General features: G+C 46.5%; 1 protein-coding gene. It reads left to right on the plus strand.

Annotated features, from left to right (window positions below; translation table 11 throughout):
• Window positions 1-718, plus strand: a 718-nt coding sequence (locus tag R7O13_RS26930; RefSeq protein ID WP_318305215.1) for an ATP-binding cassette domain-containing protein, incomplete at both ends; no start/stop codon positions are given.

Consider the following 718-nt stretch of genomic DNA (forward strand, 5'->3'; position numbering starts at 1 on the left):
ATTCAAGTGGCGGAAGCCATGATGTGTCATCGCTCAGTCAATCAGCGCAAAGCCAAAGAACGTGTGCTTGAACTGTTTGATTTGGTTCATTTGCCGAACCCGCAACAAGCCTATGATAAGTATCCCCATGAGTTTTCTGGTGGTCAGTTACAACGCATCATGATTGCCATGGCACTGATCAACGAACCAGACATCTTAATTGCCGATGAGCCGACAACCGCGCTTGACGTTACCGTTCAGGCGGAAGTGCTACTGCTGATTAAAGAGATTCAAGCAAAAATGGGGATGGCTATTTTATTTATCACCCATGACCTAGGCGTGGTGAAACACTTTGCCGATCGTGTGTTGGTGATGTGCAAAGGTGAGGTCGTTGAAGAAGGCATCACTGAGCACTTGTTTTCTGAACCTCAGCATGAATACACCAAAATGCTGATTAACTCGATTCCGAAAGGAAGCAAACCCCCCGTTGATGAGAAAGCGTCGGAATTGCTCAACGCTGAAGACATTCGTGTGAAGTTTTTGGTGACGCCTCACTTTATCGCAAGCAAAAACGAGTACTTCGAAGCGGTAAAAGGCATCTCGTTACAACTAAAACAGGGCGAAACACTAGGCATTGTTGGTGAATCCGGTTCGGGTAAATCCACGTTAGGGCGTGCGTTGATCGGTTTGCTACCGTCTACCGGAAAAATTGAGTTTAAAGGTCAAAACATGGCCTCAC

Source organism: Vibrio sp. Y176, from assembly GCF_033438945.1.